We start from the raw sequence: 25,811 nt of genomic DNA on the forward strand, positions 1-25,811 counted from the left end.
ATTTCACTCACGGAGGGTGAGTTCTACGCGGCAGAAGGATTTGCAGAAATCTTCTGTTTTTTGCCGCCTTTTCCTGGTTCCTTCTTCTTCTTGGCTTTTTTATCAAAGGCCAGAGCGAAGACTTCATCCAGGTTCTCGACAAAGATGAAATTCATCTTCTCTTTAAATTCACTTGGGATATCGGCCACGTCCTTCTTGTTCGCCAGAGGTAGAATTACTTTTGTGACCCCGTGGCTAAGTGCAGCCAAAGCCTTTTCCTTAATGCCGCCAACAGGCAGGACCCGACCAGACAAAGTGATCTCTCCAGTCATGGCAACATCTTTGCGAACAGGCGTATCTGTCATAAGACTGATCAAACAGGTCGCCAGAGTAACTCCGGCTGAAGGACCATCTTTGGGAATAGCTCCAGCAGGCAAATGCACATGGCATTCAAACTGGTCAAACCAATCGTCCTCAATTCCAAGTTCGGCATAATGAGATTTGGCGTAGGACATCGCTGCAGTCGCAGATTCCTTCATGACGTCACCCAATTGGCCTGTTAGGACCATGGAGCCCTTGCCTTTAAACTTGAGTGCCTCTACATAAAGGATTTCGCCCCCAGCCTGAGTCCAGGCCAATCCAGTACAGATGCCAACTTGATTTTCCTTAAGTTTTTCATCACGAAGGAATTTTGGAGCGCCCAGTAGGTCTGTGACTTTCTCGGCATCAATAACCACCTGATCCTTGAGTCCCATCACATATTTTTTGGCGACCTTGCGACAAATGGATCCAATTTCGCGCTCCAGATTTCTCAACCCAGCTTCGCGGGTATAGTGAGAGATCAGGAACTGAATACCTTCGTCAGTAAACTCGATATTCTCTTTGGTAATTCCATTTTGCTCAATCTGTCGATCAATCAGGTGCTTTTTGGAGATCAACACCTTGTCATTTTCGGTGTAGCCAGAGATATTGATAACTTCCATGCGGTCACGGAGTGCCGGGGGAACATTTTCCAATACGTTAGCCGTCGCAATAAACAAGACGTTACTGAGATCAAAATCTACGTTCAAATAGTTATCGCGGAAATTGGAATTCTGCTCAGGGTCCAACACCTCAAGCATAGCAGCACTTGGATCGCCGCGAAAATCCGACCCGAGCTTGTCGATCTCATCTAAAACAATCACAGGATTATTTGTCTTAACATGTTTTAGGGCCTGCACAACTTTTCCAGGCATGGCGCCGACATAGGTGCGCCGGTGACCGCGAATCTCGGCCTCATCCTTAACTCCTCCAAGGGACAGGCGGAAATATTCTCGTCCCATAGATCGAGCGATACTCTTGCCCAAAGAGGTCTTTCCCACACCCGGAGGGCCAGCAAAGCACAAGATTGGACCTTTCAAATCCTTGTCCTTCAGCTTTCTGACGGCGAGAAACTCAAGGATGCGATCCTTAACTTTGTGAAGGTCGTAATGATCTTCATCAAGTATGCGTTGTGCACGGTCAATTTCCAAATTGTCTTCGGTCGAGCGACTCCACGGCATTTCGACCATCCAGTCCAGGTAAGTGCGAACCATGGATGCTTCACTGGCATCAGGGTGCATGCGCTCAAGGCGGGCAAGTTGCTTAATGGCTTCAGTTTGAACTTCCTCGGGCATGCCGCAGGTCATGACTTTTTCGCGAAGCTCATCCAGTTCCTCGGTCTTTGAATCCGCATCACCCAGCTCATTCTTTATAGCACGCATTTGCTCGCGCAAAAAATACTCTCTCTGACTCTTGGACATTTCATCCTTGGCCGTATTGCGAATTCGAGCCTGCATCTGCAAAACTTCAAGTTCGTTGGCCAGGATTTCATTCACAAGCTTCAGTCGCTCTTTAGGGTCCTGGGTTTCGAGAACATTTTGGGCGTCAGAAACCTTCAGTCCAAGGTTTGACGCAATGAGGTCAGCTAAACGTCCGGGATCAGTCACATCATCTAATACTAATAGGATGTCTGGCGAAAGCATGCGGCCGAGAGCAATAATTTTTTCCAATTGCTCTTTCGCATTTCGAATCATGGCTTCAAATTCAATGGCCGTCCCAGCGGGACCGGCTTCATCTATCTTTTCGACTTCAACTTCAAAGTTGGGCTTGGATTTACAGTATTGAGTGATGCGACCCTTGGAAATACCTTGGATAAGGATTTTCACCCGTCCATCAGACAGCTTCCTCATGCGCATGATCATGGCGATGGTGCCTACCCGATAGATAGAGCTTTCTGTCGGGTTCTCCTCGGTGATCTCCTTTTGCGAGGCCAAAAAGATTAATCGATTCTTGGCGAGGGACTCCTCAACTGCACGAATCGATGATTCTCTGCCCACATACAATGGAAGAATCATGTAAGGAAAAACCACAATGTCCCGGACAGGAAGCATGGGAAGGTTTTTTGGTATTTCTATCACTTTATCATCGAAGTTCATATGGCCTCCGCTATGGCGGGAAACTACTTTGCTTACCTATTTTACTTTTCGGTTCACTAAGCCAGGTCTTTAAGGGAAAAAGCGCAGAAAAGGTCCGGAATTCACTGAAACAACGCAGGTTTTTTCATTTTTTTGGTGTTAAAATTTTGACGAGTCCAGGTCCTGATATAGTCTGTTAAGACTCATGCCGAGGGATTTCCATAAGAAATATTTCTCTGCGATATAAATTTAGATTTTCTTTTTGGCGTCGATTTTAGCGAGCTGTTTCTCGATATTTAACAGCTTTAGCGATCTTTCCCGCGTGGGCAGGCCCGCAGACTGGCTCCTAGAGCCATTAAGAAGCTCTGAGCGTTCCTTGATTAAGAAGTCTTTTTTCGGTGCCAGTTTACCCATACCCCAAAGCGTCTGAATCCGAATAGGTGAATTTGGACCAAAACCTAGCTCCAATCCCTAGAGGGTGTCACTACCACTCGCGGCAAAAAAAAGAGGGGCCTGTCGGCCCCTCTAAAGGAGGATCACATGAAAAAACACACTTCTCTTATCTGCCAAATCTCGAATGTGGGGACTCTCTCATCTCAGCCCCTTCGATGCTCAAGCGGGTCCAGGGAATTGCTAATAGACGCTGCGCCTCGATCGGCTCCGCGGTTTCCTCGCAAAAGCCAAAGGTTCCAGTTTCAATGCGGGCGAGCGCCGACTCGATCTCCATCAACTGCAGCCGCAGTCGATTCTGATTAGTGAGATATTGGTTTTCAGCCAGAGTCCTCATGGTTTGGTCAACTTCGTCGCCGCGGTCGTCACGATTTTCGTAATCGGCCCGGTTAATGCCAAACCTGTTAAGTGTCTCTGACTTTGCGGACAGTAGCCGCGCCTTGCACTCTTCAATGAGAGTAGCTGATAAACGTTCCATTTTTGCCCCTCCCTCTGTTAATGGGCTTTGTGCCGGCAGATCCGGACTCGCCTTCCGTTTAGGAAGGTGTTGCTATGACGCCAGAGGGGGGCTGGGCGGTTAAAAAGTCCTCGAAAAAATTGGTTGTTACGGAATTTTGGCTACTTACGTGCCTTTTTGGCCTGCCGCCACCGGCCGATTTGGCCCTTTTCGACCGTCAGGGGAACTAGTGGGCGCTCCACTTCACGGCTGCCATTCATAAACAAGGTGCCAAGAGAGCCCCGGAAGGTCTTTAGTTCAGCTAGACTTTCGGCAAGACCAACGCGAGTGCGCTGACCCTTTTCAATTAGCTCGCGAATCATCAGGCCGGCGTCGTAGCCTTGAGCCTCCAGGAGTCCGGGCTCCTCACGAAAAGTCTTGTGGAAGTCCCGATAAAAATTTGAGCGCTTAAATTTCGAGTCAGTAGAAAATACCCCATCTACAAAAATGGAGCCCTCAACAAACCGCTCTCCCTTGCGCACCAAACCCGAAGTGTTCCAAATATTAGTACCAAGAAGTCGTACTTCATTGACCTCCTGATAGGCCAACATTGGAGCAATTTGGCCAACGGCCGTTGTTCCATCGGGAATAAAAAGGGCGTCGAAATCAATAATCGGAGGCAATAACTCCCCAGGAGGCGACTTCCGGCCGCCGACAGCCTTGGTCTTTTTTTGCCATTCACGCAAAGCATGTTTGTATTCGTCAACCCGATCTTCCAAGTAGTAGGTTCCCACCAGGCGCTGGACCGCGCCGCTGAAGTCCGTTTCTTTTGGGTTATACGTCTGGGCAGCAGCAATCACTCCACCTCGGGCGAGAACCTCATCCCAAAATAAATTAGAGTACTCAACCCCATAAGCATCATTCGGATACAAAATGGCAAATCGTTTATGGCCAAGGTCCTCCATTGCGACCCGAACCAGCTGCCGCACCTGCATTTCACTAGTGAGAGCATTTCTAAACACTGTCGGTCCAATATCGGTAATTCCAGCCTTTTGAGAAAGAGCAATACTGGGCACTCCCAACTCGTCCGCCTTAGATGCCACTGCGACGGCCGTCTTTGAAGCCAAACTGCCAACCATGGCGATGACGTGGTCTTCGGTGACGAGCCTTTCCACAGCTCTTCTTGCTGCATCAGGGTTGCCCTCACTATCAATGACGGCTAACTTAATTTTTGAGGGCTGGGGACCAAATACCCCAAGGCCCAACTGAATTCCCCGTAGGGTTTTATATCCAAAACTTTCAGCTTTGCCGCTTAGGGGTAACACGGCCCCAACGGTGAAAGGTTCAACCCTTCGTCGGGCTTCAATCTGTTCAAGAAGGTGAGTGGCGCGCTCCGAGAGCTCAGTTTCAGGAGCCAACTCCACGGTCTCCTGAAGAAAATCCTTGGCCTTCCAAAAGTCCCGTTGCTCAAACAAAAGAACACCAATTCGAAGCACCGCAAAACTGCGAACGAAACCAAACTTCTTATCCTCAGCGACGATTTCCAAATCCTGATCACTCAAATGAGATTCGACATAGTCAATAGCGCGGTTCTTGAAAATTTCCCGCTCTTTGGGATCAGGCTCTTTCTCCGACAAATATATGAGTGCTCTCAGGGCATCAATTCGATCCCCGACCTCGCTGAGGACCTGAAACCGCAGGCGGTAGATCTCCAGTCGTGTTTGGTCATTGAGCCCCCTCATATCAAGGCATTTGTTCGTCAGACTGAGGACCTCATCGTAGCTTCCGGTTCTGGCCAAGGACTTCGCAGCTCCCAGCAGAGCATCGGATTCCCGAGGGCTAAAAATATCGCTGTTAACAACAGACATATAGGATTCATAGGAATTCCTAAAATCCCGCTTTTGGAAATAGATCTGACCCATCATCATATAGGCGTCATCGGCCACATCCGTATCCGGATGATCTTTCACAATCTTTTTGAGCTTGCCAAGGGCCCGGTCATGGGCGCCGGCGGCAACATCAATTTGCACCTTGGAAAGAGAATCCTGAACTGAGGGTGCTGCTTTGACCGGAGGCTTTTTCTTAGGAGCAACTGCACAAGATGCGACAATCACTCCAAGAGCGAGGGCGAGAAAAAAAATAGCTAAGTTATAGATACGTCTCACTGGCGAGATTTTAGCACCTTACTAATATTGGTCATAAATTCAGCTACAAGAGGAGATTTTTGCGTCAAATGCTTCATTTGTCCAATGACTTTCCGGTCCTCTTCCGACAGGTCTTTGGGAATATCCACAATGACTTTGATCAGCATATCACCTTGGCCATACCCACCAATGTCCGGGAAGCCCTTGTTTTTGAGACGAAAAATCTGTCCCGGATGGGTTCCTGGAGGAACACGCAGGCTTGCTTTGCCTAGTAGTGTCGGAATCTCAATTTGTGTTCCGAGGATGGCGTCCACAAAAGAGATGGGTAGGTCCATGAGAATGTTATTTTCTTCTCTGCGAAACAGGGGGTGGTCCTGCAAATTGACAATTACATAGAGATCGCCCACGGAGCCACCCTTTGGAGCCCCATCTCCTTCGCCGCGGAGCTTAAGTCGTTGTCCATTCTTCACCCCAGAGGGAACCGTGATAGATAATTTGGCGCTGTCTTCCTTTCCGCCACGTCTCCGAACAAATGAAATTGTTTTCTCACATCCCTTGGCTGCTTCTTCGAGAGTAATAGACAATGTGTAACGTAAATCGGCACCACGTTGGCGATCAAAGCCCCCTGGGGTCGGTCCACCACCAGGTCCGGCACCCTTTTTGCGGCCAGAAAAAATATCACCAAAAAAGTCATTAAAGATATCGTGAAAAGAGTCGGGGTCTTGAGAATTAAAGCCCTCTCCTCCATAGTTTCCACCAAAATCCCGGAAGCCACCAAAACCTTTGCCAAAGGGGTTCTGTCCATGAAAACCACCGGCCTGAGCGCCGACCTGTCCAAACTGGTCGTACATCTGGCGCTTTTTTGGATCGCGCAAGACCTCATAGGCCTCACTGACTTCCTTAAATCGATCTTCGGCCTGTTTATTACCGGGATTTTTGTCAGGATGATATTTGAGCGCAAGTTTTCGATAGGCCTTCTTGATGTCCTCAAGGGAGGCTGTACGAGAGACTTCTAAAACGCTGTAATAGTCACGCTTGGACAAAGTATTCCCCGCTTATTCCTAGTTTTCTTTGTTCGAAATCTCTCTGGCGACAACAACCTGGGCGGGACGAATCACACGATCATGAAGTTTGTAGGCACGTTTGAAAACCTGCGTGATGTGCCCCGGCGGTATCTGATTCGTTTCTTCGCTACTGAGAGCCTCGTGAAGAGTAGGATCAAAGGCCTCACCGCTGGGGTCATGCCCACTAACACCAAATCGCCCCAAAGTATTGCGCAGCTCTTCAGAGGTGAGCCGCACCCCATCGACGAAGCCATTCATGTTCTCTGGAGTCACTTCTGTCGCCAGCGCTCTATCAAAAATATCCAGCACGTCGAGTAATGCCAGAATGAGTCGTTCAGAACCATACTTAACGAGATCGGAACGCTCCTTGATCATTTGCTTCTTGTAGTTATCGAACTCAGCGCGAAGATAAAGATAATCGTTCTTCCACTGAGTGGATTCACCACTATCAGCTGAGCTAGAGTCAACGGGCTCATCGCCGATCATTTCAATTTCCATATCATCATTGAGGTCGTCCGCCCCATTTCTTGAGCCGGACCCCTTTTGGTGATCATCTGCCGACAACTTGGCCTCCTGAGGTTAATCTCACCATCGTAATAGCAAATATGGGCCGGATGAAGAGTTTGTCAATGCGTCAAAAGTCTTCCTTTATGCGGCCGGAATGTGGAAAATCCTCCTCAGAAAACGTCGTTTCCAAAAAAACTCTGTTGCTGAGGTGAACTCCTTGTTTGCTCAATGTCCAACCATCAGGCCCAGGTACAATCAGTTCCGACACAGAGGGCGACTGGAGCCTCCGGTGGACGAGCTCCAGCCCTTGGGCGCCGAACCTAGAGTTAAGGCCCTCTCTCAATAGGCCTTGGCTGCGCCGCAAGGATGTATGGCAATAGTCTGTAAGAGCCTCGTGGGCCTTGAGAATCTCGAACTGCTTTTTGGGCGGGTAGCTTAAAGGGGCCTGGGCCTCATAGGCCTCCATTGAGTTTGGATTCCAAAACCTTTGTCCATATGGCAATCCAGGCCTATACGAGTGAGCACTCAGGCCAATTCCCCAGTAGGGCTGATCAGACCAATAGAGAAGATTGTGTGCAGACTCCCGGCCTGGGCGACTGAAATTGGAAATCTCATATTGGAGGAGTCCCATGGTCGAGAGCCGCTCCTGAATCAGCGCAAACATCTTAATCTGTTTGTCGTCCGAAGGGCGATTGATGGCCATTGGGTGACCACTGGGGACCGTTAGGCAGTAGGCGCTTAAATGCGGCGGGTCATACTGTTGAACTATGTCGAGGTCAAAGGTGAGCTGCTCAAGACTTTGGTTAGGCAAGGCAAACAGCAGGTCAAATGAGTAATTCACCCCATGGTGAGCCAAGAAGTCTAGAGTCCTGTGAGTGTCCTGCGCATTATGCCGACGGCCACAAAGGGCCAGTAAGCCGTTGTCAAAGGTCTGGGCGCCAACACTAAAACGATTCACTCCGGCGTCGCGGTATATACGAAATTTTTCAACATCAACCGTCGCCGGATTAATCTCAATGGTAACTTCCGATCGACTCGACAGGGGAAAGCCTACGTTGGCAAGCTCATTTATAATGGCTACAATATGTTCGGCAGGAACAATACTTGGGGTTCCACCGCCAAAATACAAGCTGGCGAGTTCTGTGGAATCAAAGATCTTTGCTCGGGACCGGATTTCTGTCAAAACAAGTTGAAGATAATCCTCTGGAGGTCTGATTTCGCTCTGTTCAAAGGTGGTAAAATCGCAATAGCGACACCGCTGGAGACAATAAGGAATGTGAACATAAACGCCAAAGGCCATGGAAGGTATTTAATAGATGTTTAAGAAATTTCAATTGAAAAACGGTCTACAGGTTCTGCTTGTCGAGAGTAAAAAATCCCCGGTGGTATCAGTCCAAATGTGGGTCAAAACCGGGAGTGCCGATGAACTCAAAGGTGAGGAGGGAATCAGCCACTTTATCGAACATCTTTTGTTTAAAGGCACAAGGAAGTTTGGTGTCGGCGAGATCGCTTCAACGGTCGAGGGTTCGGGGGGAGAACTAAACGCCTACACATCTTTTGACCAAACCGTCTTTTACATCACCATATCAAAGCACTTCGCAGATACGGCCCTTGAGTGCATTTCTGACATGATGGGCTTCCCACTTTTTGATGAGGCTGAGATTGATAACGAACGCGAGGTGGTTCTAGAGGAGATCAAGCGCGGAAAAGACAACCCCCATAGGCAATCCAGCCAACTGCTTTTCAGTTCAGCATACAAAAAGCACCCCTATGGCATCCCCGTCATCGGCTATGATAAGGTGGTTAGTGGAGTTTCAAAGAAGGCCCTCCTCGACTATTACCATAGTCGTTACGTACCTAAGAATATGACCCTGCTAGTAATTGGCGACTTCGACAGTCAGGAAATGAAATCAAAAGTTACAAACTATTTTTCTGAACTAAAAGAGTACAGGCTTCGCAAATCACAAAGAAAGAAAGAGCCAAAGCAAGAGTCAGCTCGGGTCAAAGTCCAACAGACGGCCTTTGAGGAATCACTGCTAAATGTGGCTTGGAAGGTGCCGGGGATCAAACACAAAGACATTCCGGCACTTGAGGTTTTGGCCCTGGTCCTCGGACAGGGCGACAGTTCTCGCCTCACCCACCGGCTCAGGCTGCAAAAACCACTGGTCAACTACATAGGCGCAAGTTGCTTTACCCCCTTTGAGCCAGGTTTCTTTGCCATTTCTTTGTCCACGGCCAGAGAGAATCTAGAGGAAGTTCTGGTCGCCCTAAGTGAAGAGATCGAATCAATTCTCAAGGCTCCACCCGGAGGGGAAGAAATCCGTAAGGCGGTCGTGAACTTGGCAAGCGAAGAATTTTACTCAATGGAGACCGTCGATGGCATGGCCAGGAAGTTCGGTTCCTACGAGCATCTTTACGGAGACTACAAGTATTTCAATGAATTTATGAAGGCCGTATATGCCCTGACTCCCGAGGACATTCTGGCAGTTGCGAGAAAATATCTTAAGCCTGAGACCATGACGGTGACGATGACTACCCCACGGGGAGAGAAGGAAGCAGAAAAGGCCCTTAAGCGTTGGGCAAAAAAATTTGAAATCCCTAAGAAGGAAAGAAACTCAAGGGAAATATCCTACAAAAGGCCTCCTCGCCTAAAGTGGAAAATGTCGGCTTCAGCACCTGCGGATCCGGAGTTACCTGTTAAGCAGCAGCGAAAAGATGGTGTTCTTATCTTAAGAACCGCTCACGAAACTCCGGTGGTAAATCTCCGCTGCGGGTTTAGAGGTGGCTTGAGGCAGGAGCCAGACGGTAAGTCCGGACTGACGGAGCTGCTTTCCCGTTGCTGGGCAACATCAACGAAGTCGTACTCGGAACAGGAAATGTACAAGTCAGTTGAGTCAATGGCCGCGAGTTTGTCAGCTTTTGGCGGACGGAACACAGCGGGCCTCAGTCTTACGGCCATGTCGGGGTATTGGGACCAGGCCTTAGATCTTTTTGAAAGTGTACTGGTGGAGCCAAACTTTCCCGAGGAAATTGTCGATCGGGAAAAAATTGTCATGTTGGAGCATCTAAAAAATCGCAATGACAACCCTGCACAGATAGCGATCTTGCGTTATATGGAAAACATGTTCGGAGATCACCCTTATGGAAGGGATCCCCTGGGGGATGTTGAATCAATATCTAGCCTTACAAGTGAGGATCTCAATCGACACTATTCAAGAATGGTAACGAGAAAGAACTTTGTAGGTGTGTCCTCTGGAGATATGGATGGAAGCATTTTGAATCAGCGTCTAGACAAGTACCTCTCAGAGTTGCCTGCTGGAGATAAGATTCGCGACCACTACCAGTTTTCACCTAAAACGGAAGATGTAAGAACATTTGAGAAGAGTGAAAAGGAGCAAACGCACATTGTCTATGGATTTCCTGGCCTCACCTTTTCAGACCCGCGACGATATAGCCTACAGGTACTTCAATCTGTATTGGCAGGTCAGGGGGGGCGACTGTTTATTGAACTTCGAGACAAGGCCTCACTTGCCTACTCCGTGGCGCCCTTGAGAATGGAGGGGCTCGATGCTGGATATTTTGGAGCCTACATTGGTTGTTCCCCTGAAAAGGGCCAAAAGGCCATTCAAATGATGGAAGCTGAATTCAAGAAACTTTGTGAGACCACTGTTGCTGATCAGGAGCTGGACAGGGCCCGGCGCTACCTGATTGGTCGTCACGACATAGATTTGCAAAAGAACTCAGCAGTGACGGCGGCAATCTTGTTTGATGAGATCTACGACGTCGATTTTAGGGAGACGTATAAATACGCGGAGAAAATTAATGCGGTCACGGGAGAAAGCCTGCGTGACTTGGCTCAGTTTCTGTTTCAACAGACCTCGGTCATCAGTGCGGTTGGAAGGGAATGCCCATGGTGAGACGCCATAAGGCTCGATTATCTGAAAAATAATTTGTCTCAATGTTTGCGGCCCGGGGTGTTTCAAAATGAAGCAAATCCCGGGTCCTTGGACCAGAGTGAATCGGTCAGACGAAAAAAACCTAATGATCTTGGTAAAATAGAAGTTGATGTGTGCCGAAAGTCTATAGAGGGATGTTTGACCTCCAGGACTGCGACCAAGGAGACTTCCTATGAGCGGCGATCACAAGGGCCCCAAGCCGGACCTCATCACTTCATCAAAGGAGTATTTTGATGAGGCTGTAGGTACAGCCTTGCAAGAGAGACGAGTTCAAGCATCGGTTCCCGCCCGAAGCTATTTGGTCGATCTCCTCGACTTCTACTTGCAGACCGAGAATCTCTTTGAGGAGTCCCCCGAGACTGGCAAAAAGAAAAGTAGCACCTTGGCCGAGATGTATTTAACTGCGGTGAACTCCGAACCAAGCCTTAAGGTGGAAATGCTCAAAAGACTAGGGGACATGAGTCTGTACATCAGCGGGTTTTTTGGCGAGTCGCTCAAAAGAAAGATTGTGGACATTGATTATTATGCCGACATCGGTGGATCAGCCTATGGAAGTCTGGCGAGTATGACCGCTATCGACGAGGTGGCTGAAGTCTACCACGATTTTTCGCATAGGTTCCTTGAGTACGTGGATGTTTTAACCTGTATTAGTGAGAAGTCTTTTGTTGTAAGTCAGGCAGACCTGCTGAGGCTTTATGACCGGTATGTCCTAACTGGATCAAAGCAGGCTCAGGACGAATTGAATGCCAAGGGTCTGGTTGCCCCCACCCCATATGCAAAGAAAGTCATTCGCCAGTAAACGGCTGGTATCCATAAAGAATCCTGTTCTCTCTGATAGACCTTTGGGGCCACATGGGCTAACATTGATCTATGTTTAACATGGGATTTACAGAACTGATTGTACTTGGTGTATTCGCACTGATTGTTATCGGGCCCAAGCAACTTCCCGAGGTGGCCCGAGTCGTCGGCCGCATGATCAATGAGTTTAAGCGAGCCACTGGAGATTTTACGGCATCAATCAGTAACGTTAAGCATCAGGCCAATCAGTATATGCAAAAAACTGAGGATAGTATTCGAGATCATGTTGAAATTGCTAAAAAGGAGATGGCTGAAGCAGCAAATCTCGCTCGTGATGAGGATCTAAACCAGGACTTTCACCATGGAGAACCTGGGGAAGAAAGGTTTCATGCGGATGACAACACCGCACCCCAGGAAAGCGATCCCCCATTGGCGTCCTCGCCAGCAGGGAAGGACAAATCTAAAAAAGATCAGGTATGAATCAGGGCCAAGTGGAACCAAACAATCAATCTCTCGTCGATCACTTGACTGAACTGAGGACGCGATTGGTTTGGTCGATAGTAGCGATTTTTGTAGGCTTTCTCGTCTGCTGGGTATTTAGTGATCTTTTGTTTGATATTGTGCGCAGGCCCATCGCCCCCTACCTTAAGTCGACGACGGGGGGGCTGGTTTTTACTGCTCCCATGGATAAATTTCTCGCCCACATTAAGGTGTCACTGCTTGGGGGGGCCATTTTAGCCTGCCCCTTTTGGATGTTTCAGCTGTGGAAATTTGTGGCTCCTGGCCTATACGATAAAGAGAGAAAGTACGCGGTCAGCTTTATAGGATTTGGCACGGTTCTGTTTTTGACGGGCGTGAGTTTTGTCTATTTCGTGGTCTATCCAATGGCATTTAAGTTTTTAATGACTTTTGGTGGCGAGACGGATGCCCCGATGATTACGATTGGGGAGTACCTATCCTTCTTTGTCACCACCACCCTAGTTTTTGGTGTGGCATTTGAAATGCCGGTCATTTTGGCCATTTTGGGAATGATGGGGATTGTCTCGGGGGATTTTCTCGCCAGGTACCGCAGGTATGCTTACGTCTTGCTTGCGGCGATGTCCGCCATCTTTACTCCGCCAGATGTCCTCAGTATGCTTTTTATGATGGGCCCGATGCTGCTGCTCTATGAAATTTCAGTGCTTCTGGTTAAGATGCTCGCGCAAAATCAAGATAGCCAAAACTCCTAAAGAGTCAGAGTTTCTTTGTATTGGCCAAACACCTGGCGAAGAGCGTCCGAAATTTCCCCTAAGGTGACCTGGTTTTCCACGGCATCGATAAACACGGGCATTAGGTTGTCTGTTCCCAGAGCGGCATTGCGAATTTTCTCCAGATGAGAGTCGACCATTGTTTGGCGTCGGGAGGCTTTGAATTTTTTAAGGCGGGCGATTTGTTCGTTGGCCGTATCTTCAGAAATCTTTAAGGTTTCGATTGGGGCATCGATATCCTGCACAAAATCATTAACACCAACAATAATCTCGCGCCTGGCTTCAACATCCAATTGATACTGGTAGGCCGAGTTTTGGATTTCGTTTTGAATCCAGCCTTTCTCGATACAGGAAACCACGCCGCCCAGACCTTCGATTCGTTCGATGTAATCGTAAGCACGTTTTTCCAGGTCATCGGTCATGGATTCAACAAAATAGCTGCCGGCCATCGGGTCAATCACATCTGTGACGCCGGATTCATGGGCAATAACCTGCTGGGTTCTAAGGGCAATGGTCGCCGCACGCTCAGTTGGCAAGCCAAGCGCCTCATCCATACTATTAGTATGTAGGCTCTGGGTGCCGCCAAGAACTGAAGCAAGTGCTTGCATGGTCACGCGCACAATGTTGTTTTCGGGCTGTTGAGCCGTCAGAGTAACGCCAGCCGTTTGACTATGAAACCGCAGCTTCATGGACTTAGCATCTTTCGCGCCAAATCGTTCTTTCATAATCTTGGCCCACATACGCCTGGCCGCACGAAACTTGGCGATCTCCTCAAAAAAATTATTATGAACGTTAAAGAAAAAACTCAGTCGCCCAGCAAATTGGTCGACGTCGAGGCCACAATCAACAGCGGCCTGAACATAGGTGATGCCGTTGGCAAGAGTGAACGCCAGCTCCTGTACAGCCGTTGCACCGGCCTCGCGAATATGATAGCCGGAAATACTTATGGTGTTCCATTCAGGAATATCTCTTCCACAGTAAGCGAAGATGTCGGTGATAATCCGCATACTGGGCTTCGGTGGAAAAATATAGGTTCCTCGTGCGATATATTCCTTGAGGAGGTCATTTTGAATGGTGCCCCTCAGCTGGCCTAAGGCGACACCCCTCTTGCGGGCGACAGCTGCATAGAGAGCAAGTAAAATTCCGGCCGTGGAGTTGATGGTCATAGAAGTTGAAATTTTATCCAGCGGAAGACCATCAAGGAGGATATCCATGTCTTCGACGGAAGAAATGGCCACACCAACCTTGCCGACTTCACCAGTCGCCATCAGGTGATCAGAGTCGTATCCCATCTGGGTGGGAAGGTCGAAAGCCACACTCAAGCCAGTGGTGCCGCGCTCAAGAAGCATTTTATATCGATGATTGCTCTCGCGGGCGGAGCCAAAGCCGGCATATTGTCGCATAGTCCAAAGGCGACCCCGGTACATTGTTTCCTGAACACCGCGGGTAAATGGAAACTCTCCGGGGGCAGAGTTGTCGCCCGCCCCCTCTTTGTCTGGACTCCAAGAGGACTTGTCGTAGTAAGCGTTTAGCTCAATGCCACTGGAGTTTTTAAATACAGGCTTTCTCTCCCGGGATCTATCGCTCATGATTCAAAGCTGATCAGGACAGTGCCTGCCTCAACGTTGTCCCCTTCTTTAACGTGGATGGACTTAATCTTAACGTCACGGGGTGCGCGCATCTCATTTTCCATTTTCATCGCCTCCATAATTAGGAGGGGCGAGTCTGCGGCGACGTCCTCACCCTCTGCGCAGAGGATATTGACAATTTTTCCAGGCATTCCTGAGTCGAGAGAAGCGCCGCCTCCAAAATTCCCGCCTTTTTTAAGGCTCTCATGAAGCAGCTTTTCCTCGTTAAAGATTCGCACAGTCCGGAAGGAGCCACGAGTGTAAACATTGTATTCGGTGTCGTGTCCAACCACATCGACCAAGTAGGAGCTATTGTTAAAGATCAAACTGATTGTGTCGTCAGCTCTCTGATAATCTAACTTTGGAATTTCGTAGTTGATCCAATCCTGATCCTCGGCCTTAATTGAGACCTTCCATGTGGTCCGAGTTTCATTGACGTTAACTTCGTATTTTGTGTCATTTGATTCGGCTTCAAAATACATGATTACACCCTCAATGATTTTTGTCGGCCCACATCTTTCCATCTGCTAGCCAGGTTAAAGTCGCTAATGTCCCGAGACTTACTGTCCTTATAGGCACTAATGGCTGCCGAAATGAGGAAGACGTGCTCGTCGACAAACATAAAAAGCTGGCGCTGTCGTTTACCTTTGATTTCTTTGTCGATAAACTGAGTCGTATAGGTGCCATCCAAAAACGTCGGATGGTCAAGAATGTTCTTATGAAGAACAATATTGCTCTTTACCCCAGTCAGCATGAACTCAGCTAAGGCTCTTTTTAGGCGGCGAATACACTCTTCCCGACTGTGTCCCCAAACAATGAGTTTGGCGATCATTGGGTCGTAGTAAATTGGGATTTCGTAACCAGGATATGCATAGCCATCTACCCGGACGAAGGGTCCCTGGGGGATTCGACAGCGGCGAATCTTGCCTGGGCACGGAGTGAAGTTGACTGGGTCTTCAGCGCAAATCCGGACCTCAATGGAGTGCCCTTTCTGAGTGATCTCTTCCTGCTTAAAGGAGAGCTTCCTTCCCGCAGCAACAAAGATCTGCTCCTGGACCAGATCGACTCCAGTGACCATTTCGGTGATCGGATGTTCAACCTGAAGGCGGGTATTCATCTCCATGAAGAAGAACTCTTTGGTGCTATTGTCAAAAATAAACTCGACCGTTCCGGCGCCAACGTAGCTAATGGTCTCAGCGGCGCGAACCGCGACGCGACCCATTTCCTCCCGGACCTCTTGTGGTACGGAAATGCTGGGGCTCTCCTCAATGATCTTTTGATTTCTGCGCTGAACAGAACACTCGCGTTCAAAAAGATGAACGACATTACCATGTTTATCTCCAAACACCTGAATTTCAATGTGCTTGGGGTTTTGAATAAACCTCTCAATAAAAACACGATCGTCGCCAAAATAATTTTTGCCTTCAAACTGACAGGCACGAAAGGCGCTGGCCAGTTCATCGGGGCCATGGGCCACGCGAATCCCTTTTCCGCCGCCACCGGCAGAAGCTTTGATCATTACCGGGTAACCAATGCGTTCAGATTCTGATTTGGCATGATCCAAGTCCCGAATGACTCCATCGGACCCAGGAACCGTTGGCACCCCGGCTTCAATCATCAAATCACGGGAAGAGAGCTTGTCCCCCATTGCGATGATATTGTCTGGGGTGGGTCCAATAAAGGTGATGCCCGCCTCTTCAACCTTTCTGGCGAAGTCGGCGTTTTCACTCAAAAAGCCGTAGCCCGGGTGAATGGCGTCTGCGCCACACTCTTTAGCCACGTCAATGATCTTGTCGACAACTAAATAGGACTCCTTACTCGGCCCAGGCCCAATCATATAGGCCCTATCGGCGAGGAGGACGTGAGCACTGTTGCGATCGGCCTCGCTGTAGACGGCAATGGTTTCAATACCCAGCTCCCGACAACACCGGATCACTCGAATGGCGATTTCGCCACGATTTGCAATCAAAACTCGCTTAAACACCATTTCGTTCCCCCTCGGATTATAGCGGAATGTTGCCATGTTTTTTCGGCGGATTGGTGTCTCGCTTGTTTTTTAACATTTCAAGCGAATCAATAATTCTCTTTCGAGTCATGGCAGGCTCAATGACCTCATCCATATATCCCAGCTCGGCTGCGACATAGGGATTGGCGAAGGCGTCTTCATATTGCTTGGTCAGGCGTGCCTTTTCGGCAACAGGATCAGAGGCGTCTTTAATCTCCTGACGAGAAATGATGTTCACAGCTCCGTCCGCCCCCATCACCGCGATTTCAGCCGTTGGATAGGCCAGATTAATGTCTCCCCGCAGGTGCTTGGAGGACATTACGCAATAGGCTCCTCCATAAGACTTTCGGGTGACGACCGTAATCTTGGGAACGGTGGCCTCAGCATAGGCATAGAGGAGCTTAGCGCCATGAGTGATGATGCCATTCCACTCCTGATCGGTCCCAGGCAAAAACCCAGGAACGTCAACAAAGGTCAGGATCGGGATGTTGAAAGCATCACAAAAGCGCACAAAGCGGGCAGCCTTAATACTGGCCTGAATATTCAAGCAACCAGCCAACACCTTCGGTTGATTTGCGACAATGCCAACGCTGCGTCCATTGTATCGGCCAAAGCCAATGAGAATGTTTTGGGCGTAGTGTTTTTGAATCTCGAGGAAGTAACCCTCGTCGACAGTCTTCTGGATGATATCCAGCATGTCGTAAGGTTTCTTGGAGCTGTCAGGAATAACACTGTTCAGCGACTCGTCAATTCTGTCAGGCCGGTCAGTCGTTGGCAGAATTGGAGCGTCATCAAGGTTGTTTGAGGGGAGAAAATTAAGCAGTTCGCGGATCATCAGAAGACAATTGCGATCATCTTCGGTGGCAAAGTGGGCCACGCCCGACTTTGTACTGTGGGTTGAGGCTCCACCCAGCTCCTCTTTTGTAACATCCTCATGAGTGACGGCCTTAATGACATCGGGCCCGGTCACAAACATGTAGCTGGATTCCTTAACCATAAAAATAAAATCAGTCAGACTGGGGCTGTAAACAGCTCCTCCCGCACAGGGGCCCATAATCGCACTGATTTGGGGAACAACGCCTGAGGTGGTTACGTTGCGAAGGAAAATGTCGGAGTAACCGCCCAGGGCTTCAACACCCTCCTGAATTCGCGCCCCGCCGGAGTCGTTGAGGCCAATCATTGGCGCACCATTTTTAACCGCCAAATCCATGACCTTGCATATTTTGTTTGCCTGTGTGCGGCTCATGCTTCCACCAAAGACCGTGAAGTCCTGGCTATAGACGTAGACCAGCTTGCCATTAACACGACCGTATCCTGTAACCACGCCGTCGCCAGGAATCTTTTTTTCGCCCATGCCAAAGTTGTCACAGCGATGGGAAACAAAGCGGTCAATTTCAACGAAGCTTCCAGGGTCCAGAAGCACATCGAGGCGCTCCCTAGCCGTCAGCCGTCCGCCCTCTTTGTGTTTGCCAATTCGGTTTTCACCACCGCCCTGCAAGGCGACTTCGTTTTTGCCTTCCAATTGCCGTAGGCGTGTAGCCGTTAGCGAATCAGTCTCCACTTGCTCCATTCGTTCTCCCCCTCTTATGGGTAGTGGCGCCCGTACAATCTTGGGAATGGAATCGTCTCGCGGACGTGGCTCAGGCCACAAATCCAGGCCACAGTACGTTCAACGCCGAGACCAAATCCCGCATGTTGAAACGTCCCGTAGCGACGAAGATCCAAAAACCAAGCAAAATCTTTTTCATCCAAGTCATGTTCCTTGATCTTTCTTTGCAGAATCTCAAGGCTGTCTTCCCGTTGGCCACCACCAATTATTTCCCCATAGCCATCGGTTGCCAACAAATCGCAACTCATGCTGGAGCCCGGCTGATCAGGGTCTTCTTTCATGTAAAAGGCCTTAATTGCAGAGGGATAGTGGTGAACAAAAACAGGCTTTTCGTGCTTGGAACTGATGATGGTTTCATCAGTTCCGCCAAAATCATCACCAATAACAAAGTTGGGATTTTCCTTTTTAATAATCTGGGCTGCTTCATCGTAGTGAAGGCGCGGAAAAGGTGCCAATACCTTGGCGAGGCCAGACGTGTCCCGCTCCAGGACGGCCAATTCATCTGCCCTATTCTTGATAGTTCGCTGAACAATGTACTCAACGAACTGTTCAGCCAGCTCCATGTTGTCGTAAAGGTCGTTAAAAGCCACCTCGGGTTCAACCATCCAAAACTCGATCAGGTGCCGGCGGGTCTTGGATTTCTCAGCTCGAAAGGTGGGGCCGAAACAGTAAACCTTGCCGAAAGCGGCAGCGGTGGCTTCCATGTAAAGTTGCCCACTTTGCGAAAGGTAGGCCTTTTCATCAAAGTATTGAGTTTCAAACAGCGTCGACGTTCCCTCGCAGGCACTGGGGGTGAAAATCGGAGCATCTGTCAGAGTGAATCCTCTACCGTCAAAAAAGTCACGAATGGCACCGATTACTTCGGCACGAACTCTCAAGGCTGCGTGCTGTTTTCGCGAGCGAATCCACAGGTGACGATGAGACATTAAATAATCAGTGCCGTGTTCCTTGGGTGTAATGGGGTAGTCGACCGAAGGGGATAGAATTTCAAGCTTGGTGGCACCCATTTCAAAACCTCCGGGGCTGCGTTTTTCTTCGCGCACCGTACCCGTGACTTTGACACAAGCCTCTTGAGTCAGGTTGGCAAAGATCTCGAAAGCCTCAGGATCACACTCACCGCGAAAATAGATGCATTGGCAAATGCCGGTGCCGTCGCGAAGGAGGAGAAATTTGATCTTCCCGGAAGACCGAGTGTTATGGACCCAGCCGCGTAGTTCGACGGTTTGTCCAACATGGTCCTTTAAATCTGAAATATACGTCTTCATATGCGCCAACTGCTCTATATAATGGGTGATTTTCAACAAAGTAAGATTCCTACCATGCCAAATCCGGCAAGATCACCCAAAAAAGAGGCCATTTGTGCGCGCATTGGACGCAACGCAATATCTTAGGGGAGGATCGACATAATGGCGTGGCCGATATCTAGGCGTCCCTGTGAAGAATTTCGATAAAGAGCATCGAACTTCACTGTCGACAGCAGAATTTGTCTGATTTCACTGGCCGAGGCCTGGGGGCGGGTGCTCCAGATAAGGGCCGCGGTCCCAGCCACAAAAGGAGTTGCCATGCTGGTGCCTGTGGAGGACCGATAGCCACCTCCAGGTACTGTGCTGACGATTCGAGAGCCAGGTGCAAACAGGTGAACTCTCGAGTCCCCGTAGTTGGAGTGGTCAGCCATCAGGTCAAGATTGCCTGTAGATCCGACGGTGATTTGGGCAGGGTAGTTGTAAGAGGCGGGGTATTCCTTATCAACGTCAATGTTAGTAGACCGGTTGCCTGCAGCGGCCACGAACAAAATGTTATGGTTGGCAAGTGATGCAATCTTTTCGCCGAGAATTTGAGAGCATGGCGCCCCACCCCAGCTGGCATTGATAATTTTGGCTCCCATCTTGACCGCATAATCAATGGCGCGAACCGCATCGCCGAGGGTGCCCCCTCCAGTTGCATCGATAAAAGTCAGAGGGAGAATGGTGGCACCAGGCGCCACGCCCTGGACATGACCTGTTTGATGAACAATATCCGAGTGTTCGGCGGCAATAATACCGGAGACATGGGTGCCGTGAAAGGAGTTGTCGTAGACATGAGGAGAGTTGGCGACAAAGTCATAGCCAGAGACATCATCAATAAAGCCATTGCCGTCGTCGTCTACGCCATTTGAGGATTTGTCTTTTCCGGACGGATCGAGTCCGGACTCGCCGGGGTTTTTGTAGACGCGACCAGCGAGATTGGGGTGGGTGATATCCACGCCAGAGTCAATGACGGCAACCAAGATATTATCGCCGCGGACGTTCTTTTGCCAGGCGACGGAGGCATCAATGCGTTGGGTTCCCCAGTTGTCAGGGTAATCATACAGACTCGATGACTCCAGCTCAGCGTCGACGCGAACAACCTGATCCGCCTCAACAAAGTCAATCTTCTCCAGCTGTGGCTCAACAAAATCATCAATGAACTGAGCCCTTGAACTGCCGGCCTCAGTCGTCACGTGGCCGTTGCGCCAGCGAACAAGATACTGCCCAGGTACTGCTGTGGCCTGACATTCGTTGGCCGTTTTAGGAAATACGGTCTCACCGGAGCGAGGTTTGTCGCATCCGGTGAAAGCCGCAACAACAACTAATTGGGCAACAAAAATGTAAGCACGAGTGACATCCATGTCCAACGTTCCCCCTCCGTGGAGATTCTCGCACCCCCTGTATTATTGTGGTTATCCGGGCCCAAAATGGTTAGTCCGGATCCAATGAAATCGAGAATAGGAGAGGGTTTCTTCTAAACTGGACCTAGGCTGGATCTGGGCCATAATGACTGCTTTGGGTCCCTATAAGTGAGGGGTTTTAGGGCAGGGACAAGGACCAGGATTGGACGGCCTTTAAGAATTTCTGTCGGTGATGAATATCATTAAATAGGACGTCATCAATCACAGGAATTCCGGCTTTGAGCAGTTGGACCTCCTCAGCAAAGATGCCTGCACCCTGGCCGATGGGACTGCGAGCTGTATCATACGCTTGTGTATCATGCAGTCCGCAGCTTGGTGATCTGGACTTAAAGACAAATCCGCATACATTTGGGTGATTCCCAAAAAATCGATAGGCAGCCTGCCGCAGGCGAGTGCTGTAATCCACCCTGTAGTCACAGCGGAGGCGGGCCGATGGTCTCTGTGTAGGAGCGAATACCAAATCAATTGGCTCACGGGGAGTGGGCAGGCCAATGTCGACTTCCGGGCACACGGCAATCAACTCGAAGCCCTGCTCTTGCAAGTCAATCACGTGTCCGTTTTTTCTATTGCCCCCATCGTAACGGACGTTTTCACCCAAAAGGCAGCTGCTTACGGCGATTGAAATGGTGTTAGTGACAGTTGATCCCCTCACCCCTAAGCAATCCTGGCCAAGAGTTTTGCCAATTCATTTTTTGCAGAATCAACGACGACATTGGCGTCAAAGAATAGGTGTTGAGAGCTTCTCACCACCGCCTCTCCATGAATAAAAACGTCGCGCACGTCTCGACCGCTGCAGGAGTATACGAGGGCCGAGTAGGGGCTTTCAACCGTAGCCACGCTGGGGTGGCTACGATCAACAATAACGATGTCGGCCAGTTTTCCAGCCTCTAGGGAGCCAAGGTCCTTTTCACGTCCAAGGGTTCGGGCCCCTGCCAGCGTAGCCATCTCAAAAGCCTGTTCCGCCGGCAAGCTTTCGGGGCCAAACTTAGGCTTTTGAAGGAGGGCCGCGAGTCTCATCTCCAAAAATGGGTCCATGGTGTTGTTACAGGGGGCTCCATCGGCGCCAAGGGAGACAGTCATTCCTGCTTCTAGATAGCGCGAAATCGGAGCGATGCCACTGGCAAGTTTAAGGTTTGAGCTTGGACAGTGCACGAGCTTCGTTTTGGTCCCCACCATTTTTCGAACTTCGCCTCCGGTCAGGTGAACGCCGTGAACGATGACCGACTGGGGGCTGAGGATGCCTAGGTCATAAAGAAAATCGACGTTACTGCGTCCCGTTCTCTTTTTTACCAGAGCAATCTCATCTTTGTTTTCCGAGGCATGAGTGTGAATCAACAGGTTGTGGTCTTTTTGCAGCTCGACCGAAGCGCGGAGAATTTTTTCTGTACAAGAAACCGCAAACCGTGGGCAAAGTGCGTATTCGGTTAGGGAGTTCTTCTGATGCCACATTTTGATAAGTCGTTCACACTCCTCAAGTGACTCTTTGGTTTCCATGTAAAGAGGACCTGAAGTGCTTTTTAGGTCGGCGAGGCAGTTGCCACCCCAGTAGCGCATTTTTGATTGAACGACGGCTTCAAAGATGGCGTCCGTATGACGGGTTGAGGCCATATCGAGGATCGCTGTCGTGCCCAGTCGTTGCATTTCCAGCAGGCCGACGACAGCAGAAGCATACATGGAATCATCGTTGTGAGAGGACTCAAAGGGCCAAATCTTCTTCTGCAACCAATCGAGAAGGGCCATGTCGTCGGCCAATCCGCGAAACAGCGCCTGGCAAAGGTGGGTGTGGGTTTGAATCAGTCCCGGGATAACAAAGCACCCATGGGCATCGATGACCTTCTCCCCGGGTAGGGGCTCAAGGTTAGTCTCAAGCTGCTGAATGGCCGGCCCGCTTAGGCGCAGGTCTCCCACGAAGACCCGGCGCCCTGGATCCATGGTCACCAGAGTTCCACCTCTGATAAGAGTGGAGGGAGCGGAATTCATAGTTCCTCGACAAAGGAGCGCAAGAATTGGCTAAACTGTGCCTCGACCATCTTAGCCGTCTCTTTGACCTCTTCATGTGTCAGAAGAGTTGGTGACAGGCCCGCCGCCAAGTTGGTGATGCAACTAACGCCCAGAACTTTTACTCCCATGTGGCGGGCAACGAGCGCCTCCGGAACGGTACTCATGCCAACAGCCCCCCCACCAATTTGGCCGAGGTAGCGAACTTCGGCCGGCGTTTCATAGGTGGGACCACTGACGCCGCAATAAACGCCCTCATGAAAAGAGACACCCATTTTATTCAGGATGGCAATGAGTTTGGCGCGCAATTCACGGTCATAGATTTCTGACATGTCGGGGAAGCGCGGCCCCCACTCGTCCACATTTTTCCCACGCAATGGATTGTAACCCATGAGATTGATGTGGTCGGTGAGAACCATAAAATCTCCCGGCTTCATTTTAGGAGAAAGTCCGCCAGCGGCGTTAGTAAGTACCAGTGATTCGATTCCCAAGTCGGCCAAGACGCGAGTAGGGAGGACGACGTCCTCGGGCGAGTGACCTTCATAGTAGTGAACCCGCCCTTGAAGAACGGCTACCGGGGAATCACCTAAATTTCCCAAAAGGAGTTTGCCTGGGTGCCCGTCAACTGTTGGGGGTGGAAAGTGGGGTAAGTCATTAAATGAAATCTCACACTCGACATCTATCGAAGAACCAAAGGCCGCCAGTCCCGAGCCAAGAGTGATCCCCACCCGGGGCTTAAAAGAAGATCTCTTGCGAATGTAATCGACGGTTTCCCGAACTCGTTTTAGCTCAGACATAAGATACCCACCTAAGAAAGAATTTCTGCAATTAGTTTTTCCGGCTTCGGCAGATCTGAGGATAGAGACACAGCCGCGATGAGCTTGCTCCGCACCTCTTCAATGCGCTTGCTTGAGTTGGCGTGAAGAACAAAAAGGGTGTCGCCTTTGGCAACTTGGTCTCCGACCTTCCTCATGCATTCAATACCTGTTCCCATATCAATGACATCGGATGATGAAAAGCGGCCGGCTCCAAGTAGCAAAGAGCTGACGCCGATGGCTTCGGTGTTCATTGTCGAGATAAATCCATTATCACAGGCGCACACATCCTCAACAATTGAGGCCTTGGCGAGCGGCCCGGTTTTGGGAGCCCCTTGTCTCGCGCACAGGGCTTCGAAGGCATTAAGCGCCTCGCCGGATTCGAGCTTGTCTTCAGCTAATTGCCGGGCGTCGCCGATGGTCGGGCAAATCCCGCCTAAGACGACCATCCACGAGGCCAACTCCAAGCTCAACTCACGGGTGTCTGCAAAATATTCTTCTCGTTCGCCACGCATAATGGACAGACATTCCTCAACTTCCAAGGCATTGCCAATCGCCCGGCCAAGGGGTTGATTCATGTTGGTCAAGAGGGCCACCACTTTGACGCCGTTGTGTTCACCAATAGATTTAAGCAGTGTCGCCAGTTCTCGCGCTTGATCCAGCGTTTTCATAAATGCGCCACTGCCAAACTTAACATCCAGAACCAATCCTGAAAGCCCCTCGGCGAGCTTTTTGGACATGATACTGCCGCAAATAAGAGGCAGAGACTCCACGGTCCCTGTTACATCTCTGAGCGCATAGAGCTTTTTGTCGGCAGGGCAAATGTCATCCGTTTGGCCGACGAGGGCAAGACCATACTCGGCGACTCGGGTTTGAAATTCATCGAGGGTCACCTGCACGGAAAATCCGGGAATGCTCTCCAGTTTATCCAGGGTGCCACCAGTGTGACCAAGCCCCCGTCCGGCAATCATGGCCACCGGAACGCCGCAGGCTGAAGCAAGAGGTGCGACGATCAAAGAAGTTTTATCGCCAACTCCTCCGGTACTGTGTTTATCCACAACCGGGCGGCCCAGGTGTGAGAAATCAAGAACCTTACCCGAGTCTCGCATAAAACGGGTGAAAGTAGCGGTTTCCACATCGCCCATCCCCTGGAAGCAAACAGCCATTAACCATGCGGCCATTTGATAGTCGGGAATTTTTCCGGCAGTAAATTGATTGACCAGGAAGTCCAATTCTTCATTGGTATGTTCTTCGCCTCGACGCTTCTTTTTAATCAGCTCTGCAGGGATAAAGGTCACTAGTATTCTCCTTTGGTGACTCTTTTGCCGGTGACAATCGCCACTCCGGAGCTCGTTCCAATGCGACTGGCGCCGGCGCTTACCATTCGTTGCAGTGTCTTAAGATCATGAATTCCTCCGCTCGCCTTGACACCCAATTCATGACCCACAACGGATCTCATGAGTTTAACATCCTCTTCACTTGCTCCAGTGCCAAGAAATCCAGTCGAGGTTTTGACAAAGGCAGCGCCGGCTCCCTTGGCAATTTCACAGGCCAGTTTCTTCTCCAGATCTGTGAGAAGTGAAGTTTCAAGAATCACCTTCACCTTTGCTGGAGTTGAGGCCGCAACGACGTGAAGAATATCCTCCTCGACAGCTTTCGTCTGTCTCGACTTAATGGCACCAATATTAATGACCATATCGATCTCATCTGCCCCAATGTCACGACACCATGCTGCTTCAAACGACTTAACAGACGTGGAGGAGGCTCCCAAGGGGAATCCCACGGTGGCGCAAATCTTGACATTTTTACCGGCGAGCAACTCGTGGCAATTGGGAATCCAGAAGGAGTTTACACAGACAGCGTAGAAGCCGTGGGTAATGGCTTCATTACAGTGGCGGCTGATGTCCGCCCAGGTGGCTTCAGGCCTCAGCAGGGTGTGATCAATAAGCTGGGCAAAAGAGCTGCCGGGCGTCAGTTTGCCAGATTCACTCACGGGGAGTTTCCTCCTAATTCACAAATATCTTGCAAATGGA

The 25,811-nt window shown here is 49.9% G+C and carries 22 protein-coding genes; 4 read left to right on the forward strand and 18 right to left on the reverse strand.

Translation table 11 applies throughout. From position 1 onward, the window contains the following. Nucleotides 1–23: 23 nt before the first annotated feature. From lon to hemW, 7 genes are all read right to left on the reverse strand, one after another. Complete coding sequence (lon, locus tag H6624_14160) at nucleotides 24–2,435, reverse strand: endopeptidase La (protein MCB9085486.1); 2,412 nt, start codon at nucleotides 2,433–2,435, stop codon at nucleotides 24–26. 228 nt (nucleotides 2,436–2,663) lie between these two features. Continuing rightward, nucleotides 2,664–2,828, reverse strand: a complete 165-nt coding sequence (locus H6624_14165) for a hypothetical protein (protein MCB9085487.1) — start codon at nucleotides 2,826–2,828, stop codon at nucleotides 2,664–2,666. A 145-nt stretch (nucleotides 2,829–2,973) separates the two neighbouring features. Beyond that, on the reverse strand, nucleotides 2,974–3,342 hold the full coding sequence (locus H6624_14170; protein ID MCB9085488.1) for a TraR/DksA family transcriptional regulator: 369 nt from the start codon (nucleotides 3,340–3,342) through the stop codon (nucleotides 2,974–2,976). Nucleotides 3,343–3,482: 140 nt separating this feature from the next. Further along, complete coding sequence (locus H6624_14175) at nucleotides 3,483–5,465, reverse strand: penicillin-binding protein activator (GenBank protein MCB9085489.1); 1,983 nt, start codon at nucleotides 5,463–5,465, stop codon at nucleotides 3,483–3,485. Then, on the reverse strand, nucleotides 5,462–6,487 hold the full coding sequence (locus H6624_14180; GenBank protein MCB9085490.1) for a DnaJ domain-containing protein: 1,026 nt from the start codon (nucleotides 6,485–6,487) through the stop codon (nucleotides 5,462–5,464). Before H6624_14180 ends, H6624_14175 begins: the two co-directional genes overlap by 4 nt. An 18-nt stretch (nucleotides 6,488–6,505) precedes the next feature. After that, a complete protein-coding gene (locus tag H6624_14185; protein ID MCB9085491.1) occupies nucleotides 6,506–7,072 on the reverse strand; it encodes a nucleotide exchange factor GrpE in 567 nt (188 codons plus the stop codon). A 70-nt stretch (nucleotides 7,073–7,142) separates the two neighbouring features. Further along, nucleotides 7,143–8,315 (reverse strand): radical SAM family heme chaperone HemW, encoded by a 1,173-nt coding sequence (hemW, locus tag H6624_14190; GenBank protein MCB9085492.1) that lies wholly within the window; start codon nucleotides 8,313–8,315, stop codon nucleotides 7,143–7,145. A gap of 16 nt (nucleotides 8,316–8,331) precedes the next feature. On the opposite strand from hemW, the gene H6624_14195 reads away from it, so the two are divergent. The 4 genes from H6624_14195 (at nucleotide 8,332) to tatC (ending at nucleotide 12,998) form a co-directional block, all read left to right on the forward strand. After that, nucleotides 8,332–10,932: an insulinase family protein gene (locus tag H6624_14195; GenBank protein MCB9085493.1), complete on the forward strand. Its 2,601-nt coding sequence runs from the start codon at nucleotides 8,332–8,334 to the stop codon at nucleotides 10,930–10,932. 211 nt (nucleotides 10,933–11,143) lie between these two features. Beyond that, nucleotides 11,144–11,770, forward strand: coding sequence for a hypothetical protein (locus H6624_14200; GenBank protein ID MCB9085494.1), 627 nt, complete (start codon nucleotides 11,144–11,146; stop codon nucleotides 11,768–11,770). Nucleotides 11,771–11,841: 71 nt separating this feature from the next. Further along, nucleotides 11,842–12,249: a twin-arginine translocase TatA/TatE family subunit gene (locus H6624_14205; protein ID MCB9085495.1), complete on the forward strand. Its 408-nt coding sequence runs from the start codon at nucleotides 11,842–11,844 to the stop codon at nucleotides 12,247–12,249. After that, nucleotides 12,246–12,998, forward strand: coding sequence for a twin-arginine translocase subunit TatC (tatC, locus tag H6624_14210; protein ID MCB9085496.1), 753 nt, complete (start codon nucleotides 12,246–12,248; stop codon nucleotides 12,996–12,998). The genes H6624_14205 and tatC overlap by 4 nt, the downstream gene beginning before the upstream one ends. On the opposite strand, the gene H6624_14215 is transcribed toward tatC, so the two are convergent. The 11 genes from H6624_14215 to deoC form a co-directional block, all read right to left on the reverse strand. Next, nucleotides 12,995–14,605, reverse strand: a complete 1,611-nt coding sequence (locus tag H6624_14215) for a methylmalonyl-CoA mutase (protein ID MCB9085497.1) — start codon at nucleotides 14,603–14,605, stop codon at nucleotides 12,995–12,997. The two genes, tatC and H6624_14215, sit on opposite strands and share 4 nt — an antisense overlap. After that, a complete protein-coding gene (locus tag H6624_14220; protein MCB9085498.1) occupies nucleotides 14,602–15,126 on the reverse strand; it encodes an acetyl-CoA carboxylase biotin carboxyl carrier protein subunit in 525 nt (174 codons plus the stop codon). The genes H6624_14215 and H6624_14220 overlap by 4 nt, the downstream gene beginning before the upstream one ends. Nucleotides 15,127–15,128: 2 nt before the next feature. Beyond that, a complete protein-coding gene (gene accC / locus H6624_14225) occupies nucleotides 15,129–16,628 on the reverse strand; it encodes an acetyl-CoA carboxylase biotin carboxylase subunit (protein ID MCB9085499.1) in 1,500 nt (499 codons plus the stop codon). A gap of 19 nt (nucleotides 16,629–16,647) precedes the next feature. Further along, nucleotides 16,648–18,219: an acyl-CoA carboxylase subunit beta gene (locus tag H6624_14230; protein ID MCB9085500.1), complete on the reverse strand. Its 1,572-nt coding sequence runs from the start codon at nucleotides 18,217–18,219 to the stop codon at nucleotides 16,648–16,650. A gap of 14 nt (nucleotides 18,220–18,233) precedes the next feature. Further along, complete coding sequence (gene asnS, locus H6624_14235; protein ID MCB9085501.1) at nucleotides 18,234–19,523, reverse strand: asparagine--tRNA ligase; 1,290 nt, start codon at nucleotides 19,521–19,523, stop codon at nucleotides 18,234–18,236. Between the two features lie 122 nt (nucleotides 19,524–19,645). After that, entirely contained in the window at nucleotides 19,646–20,905 is a 1,260-nt protein-coding gene (locus tag H6624_14240; GenBank protein ID MCB9085502.1) for a S8 family serine peptidase, read from the reverse strand. Between the two features lie 178 nt (nucleotides 20,906–21,083). Next, on the reverse strand, nucleotides 21,084–21,617 hold the full coding sequence (locus H6624_14245) for a DUF523 domain-containing protein (GenBank protein ID MCB9085503.1): 534 nt from the start codon (nucleotides 21,615–21,617) through the stop codon (nucleotides 21,084–21,086). A gap of 2 nt (nucleotides 21,618–21,619) precedes the next feature. Continuing rightward, complete coding sequence (locus H6624_14250; GenBank protein ID MCB9085504.1) at nucleotides 21,620–22,945, reverse strand: amidohydrolase family protein; 1,326 nt, start codon at nucleotides 22,943–22,945, stop codon at nucleotides 21,620–21,622. Beyond that, on the reverse strand, nucleotides 22,942–23,760 hold the full coding sequence (locus H6624_14255) for a purine-nucleoside phosphorylase (protein ID MCB9085505.1): 819 nt from the start codon (nucleotides 23,758–23,760) through the stop codon (nucleotides 22,942–22,944). Before H6624_14255 ends, H6624_14250 begins: the two co-directional genes overlap by 4 nt. 11 nt (nucleotides 23,761–23,771) lie before the next feature. Then, nucleotides 23,772–25,067, reverse strand: a complete 1,296-nt coding sequence (locus tag H6624_14260; protein ID MCB9085506.1) for a thymidine phosphorylase — start codon at nucleotides 25,065–25,067, stop codon at nucleotides 23,772–23,774. 8 nt (nucleotides 25,068–25,075) lie between these two features. Next, entirely contained in the window at nucleotides 25,076–25,753 is a 678-nt protein-coding gene (deoC, locus tag H6624_14265; protein ID MCB9085507.1) for a deoxyribose-phosphate aldolase, read from the reverse strand. Between the last annotated feature and the right edge of the window lie 58 nt (nucleotides 25,754–25,811).

The organism is Pseudobdellovibrionaceae bacterium, assembly GCA_020635075.1.
GTDB lineage: Bacteria > Bdellovibrionota > Bdellovibrionia > Bdellovibrionales > UBA1609 > JADZEO01.

Bases quoted from the DNA above. Each gene is read 5' to 3' on its own strand.
- H6624_14230 (MCB9085500.1), bottom strand. From the start codon at position 18,219: ATGGAGCAAGTGGAGACTGATTCGCTAACGGCTACACGCCTACGGCAA.
- tatC (MCB9085496.1), top strand. From the start codon at position 12,246: ATGAATCAGGGCCAAGTGGAACCAAACAATCAATCTCTCGTCGATCAC.
- H6624_14215 (MCB9085497.1), bottom strand. From the start codon at position 14,605: ATGAGCGATAGATCCCGGGAGAGAAAGCCTGTATTTAAAAACTCCAGT.
- lon (MCB9085486.1), bottom strand. From the start codon at position 2,435: ATGAACTTCGATGATAAAGTGATAGAAATACCAAAAAACCTTCCCATG.
- H6624_14200 (MCB9085494.1), top strand. From the start codon at position 11,144: ATGAGCGGCGATCACAAGGGCCCCAAGCCGGACCTCATCACTTCATCA.
- H6624_14195 (MCB9085493.1), top strand. From the start codon at position 8,332: ATGTTTAAGAAATTTCAATTGAAAAACGGTCTACAGGTTCTGCTTGTC.
- asnS (MCB9085501.1), bottom strand. From the start codon at position 19,523: ATGAAGACGTATATTTCAGATTTAAAGGACCATGTTGGACAAACCGTC.
- hemW (MCB9085492.1), bottom strand. From the start codon at position 8,315: ATGGCCTTTGGCGTTTATGTTCACATTCCTTATTGTCTCCAGCGGTGT.
- H6624_14165 (MCB9085487.1), bottom strand. From the start codon at position 2,828: ATGGGTAAACTGGCACCGAAAAAAGACTTCTTAATCAAGGAACGCTCA.
- H6624_14170 (MCB9085488.1), bottom strand. From the start codon at position 3,342: ATGGAACGTTTATCAGCTACTCTCATTGAAGAGTGCAAGGCGCGGCTA.
- H6624_14205 (MCB9085495.1), top strand. From the start codon at position 11,842: ATGTTTAACATGGGATTTACAGAACTGATTGTACTTGGTGTATTCGCA.
- H6624_14220 (MCB9085498.1), bottom strand. From the start codon at position 15,126: ATGTATTTTGAAGCCGAATCAAATGACACAAAATACGAAGTTAACGTC.
- H6624_14250 (MCB9085504.1), bottom strand. From the start codon at position 22,945: ATGAATTCCGCTCCCTCCACTCTTATCAGAGGTGGAACTCTGGTGACC.
- H6624_14255 (MCB9085505.1), bottom strand. From the start codon at position 23,760: ATGTCTGAGCTAAAACGAGTTCGGGAAACCGTCGATTACATTCGCAAG.
- H6624_14240 (MCB9085502.1), bottom strand. From the start codon at position 20,905: ATGGATGTCACTCGTGCTTACATTTTTGTTGCCCAATTAGTTGTTGTT.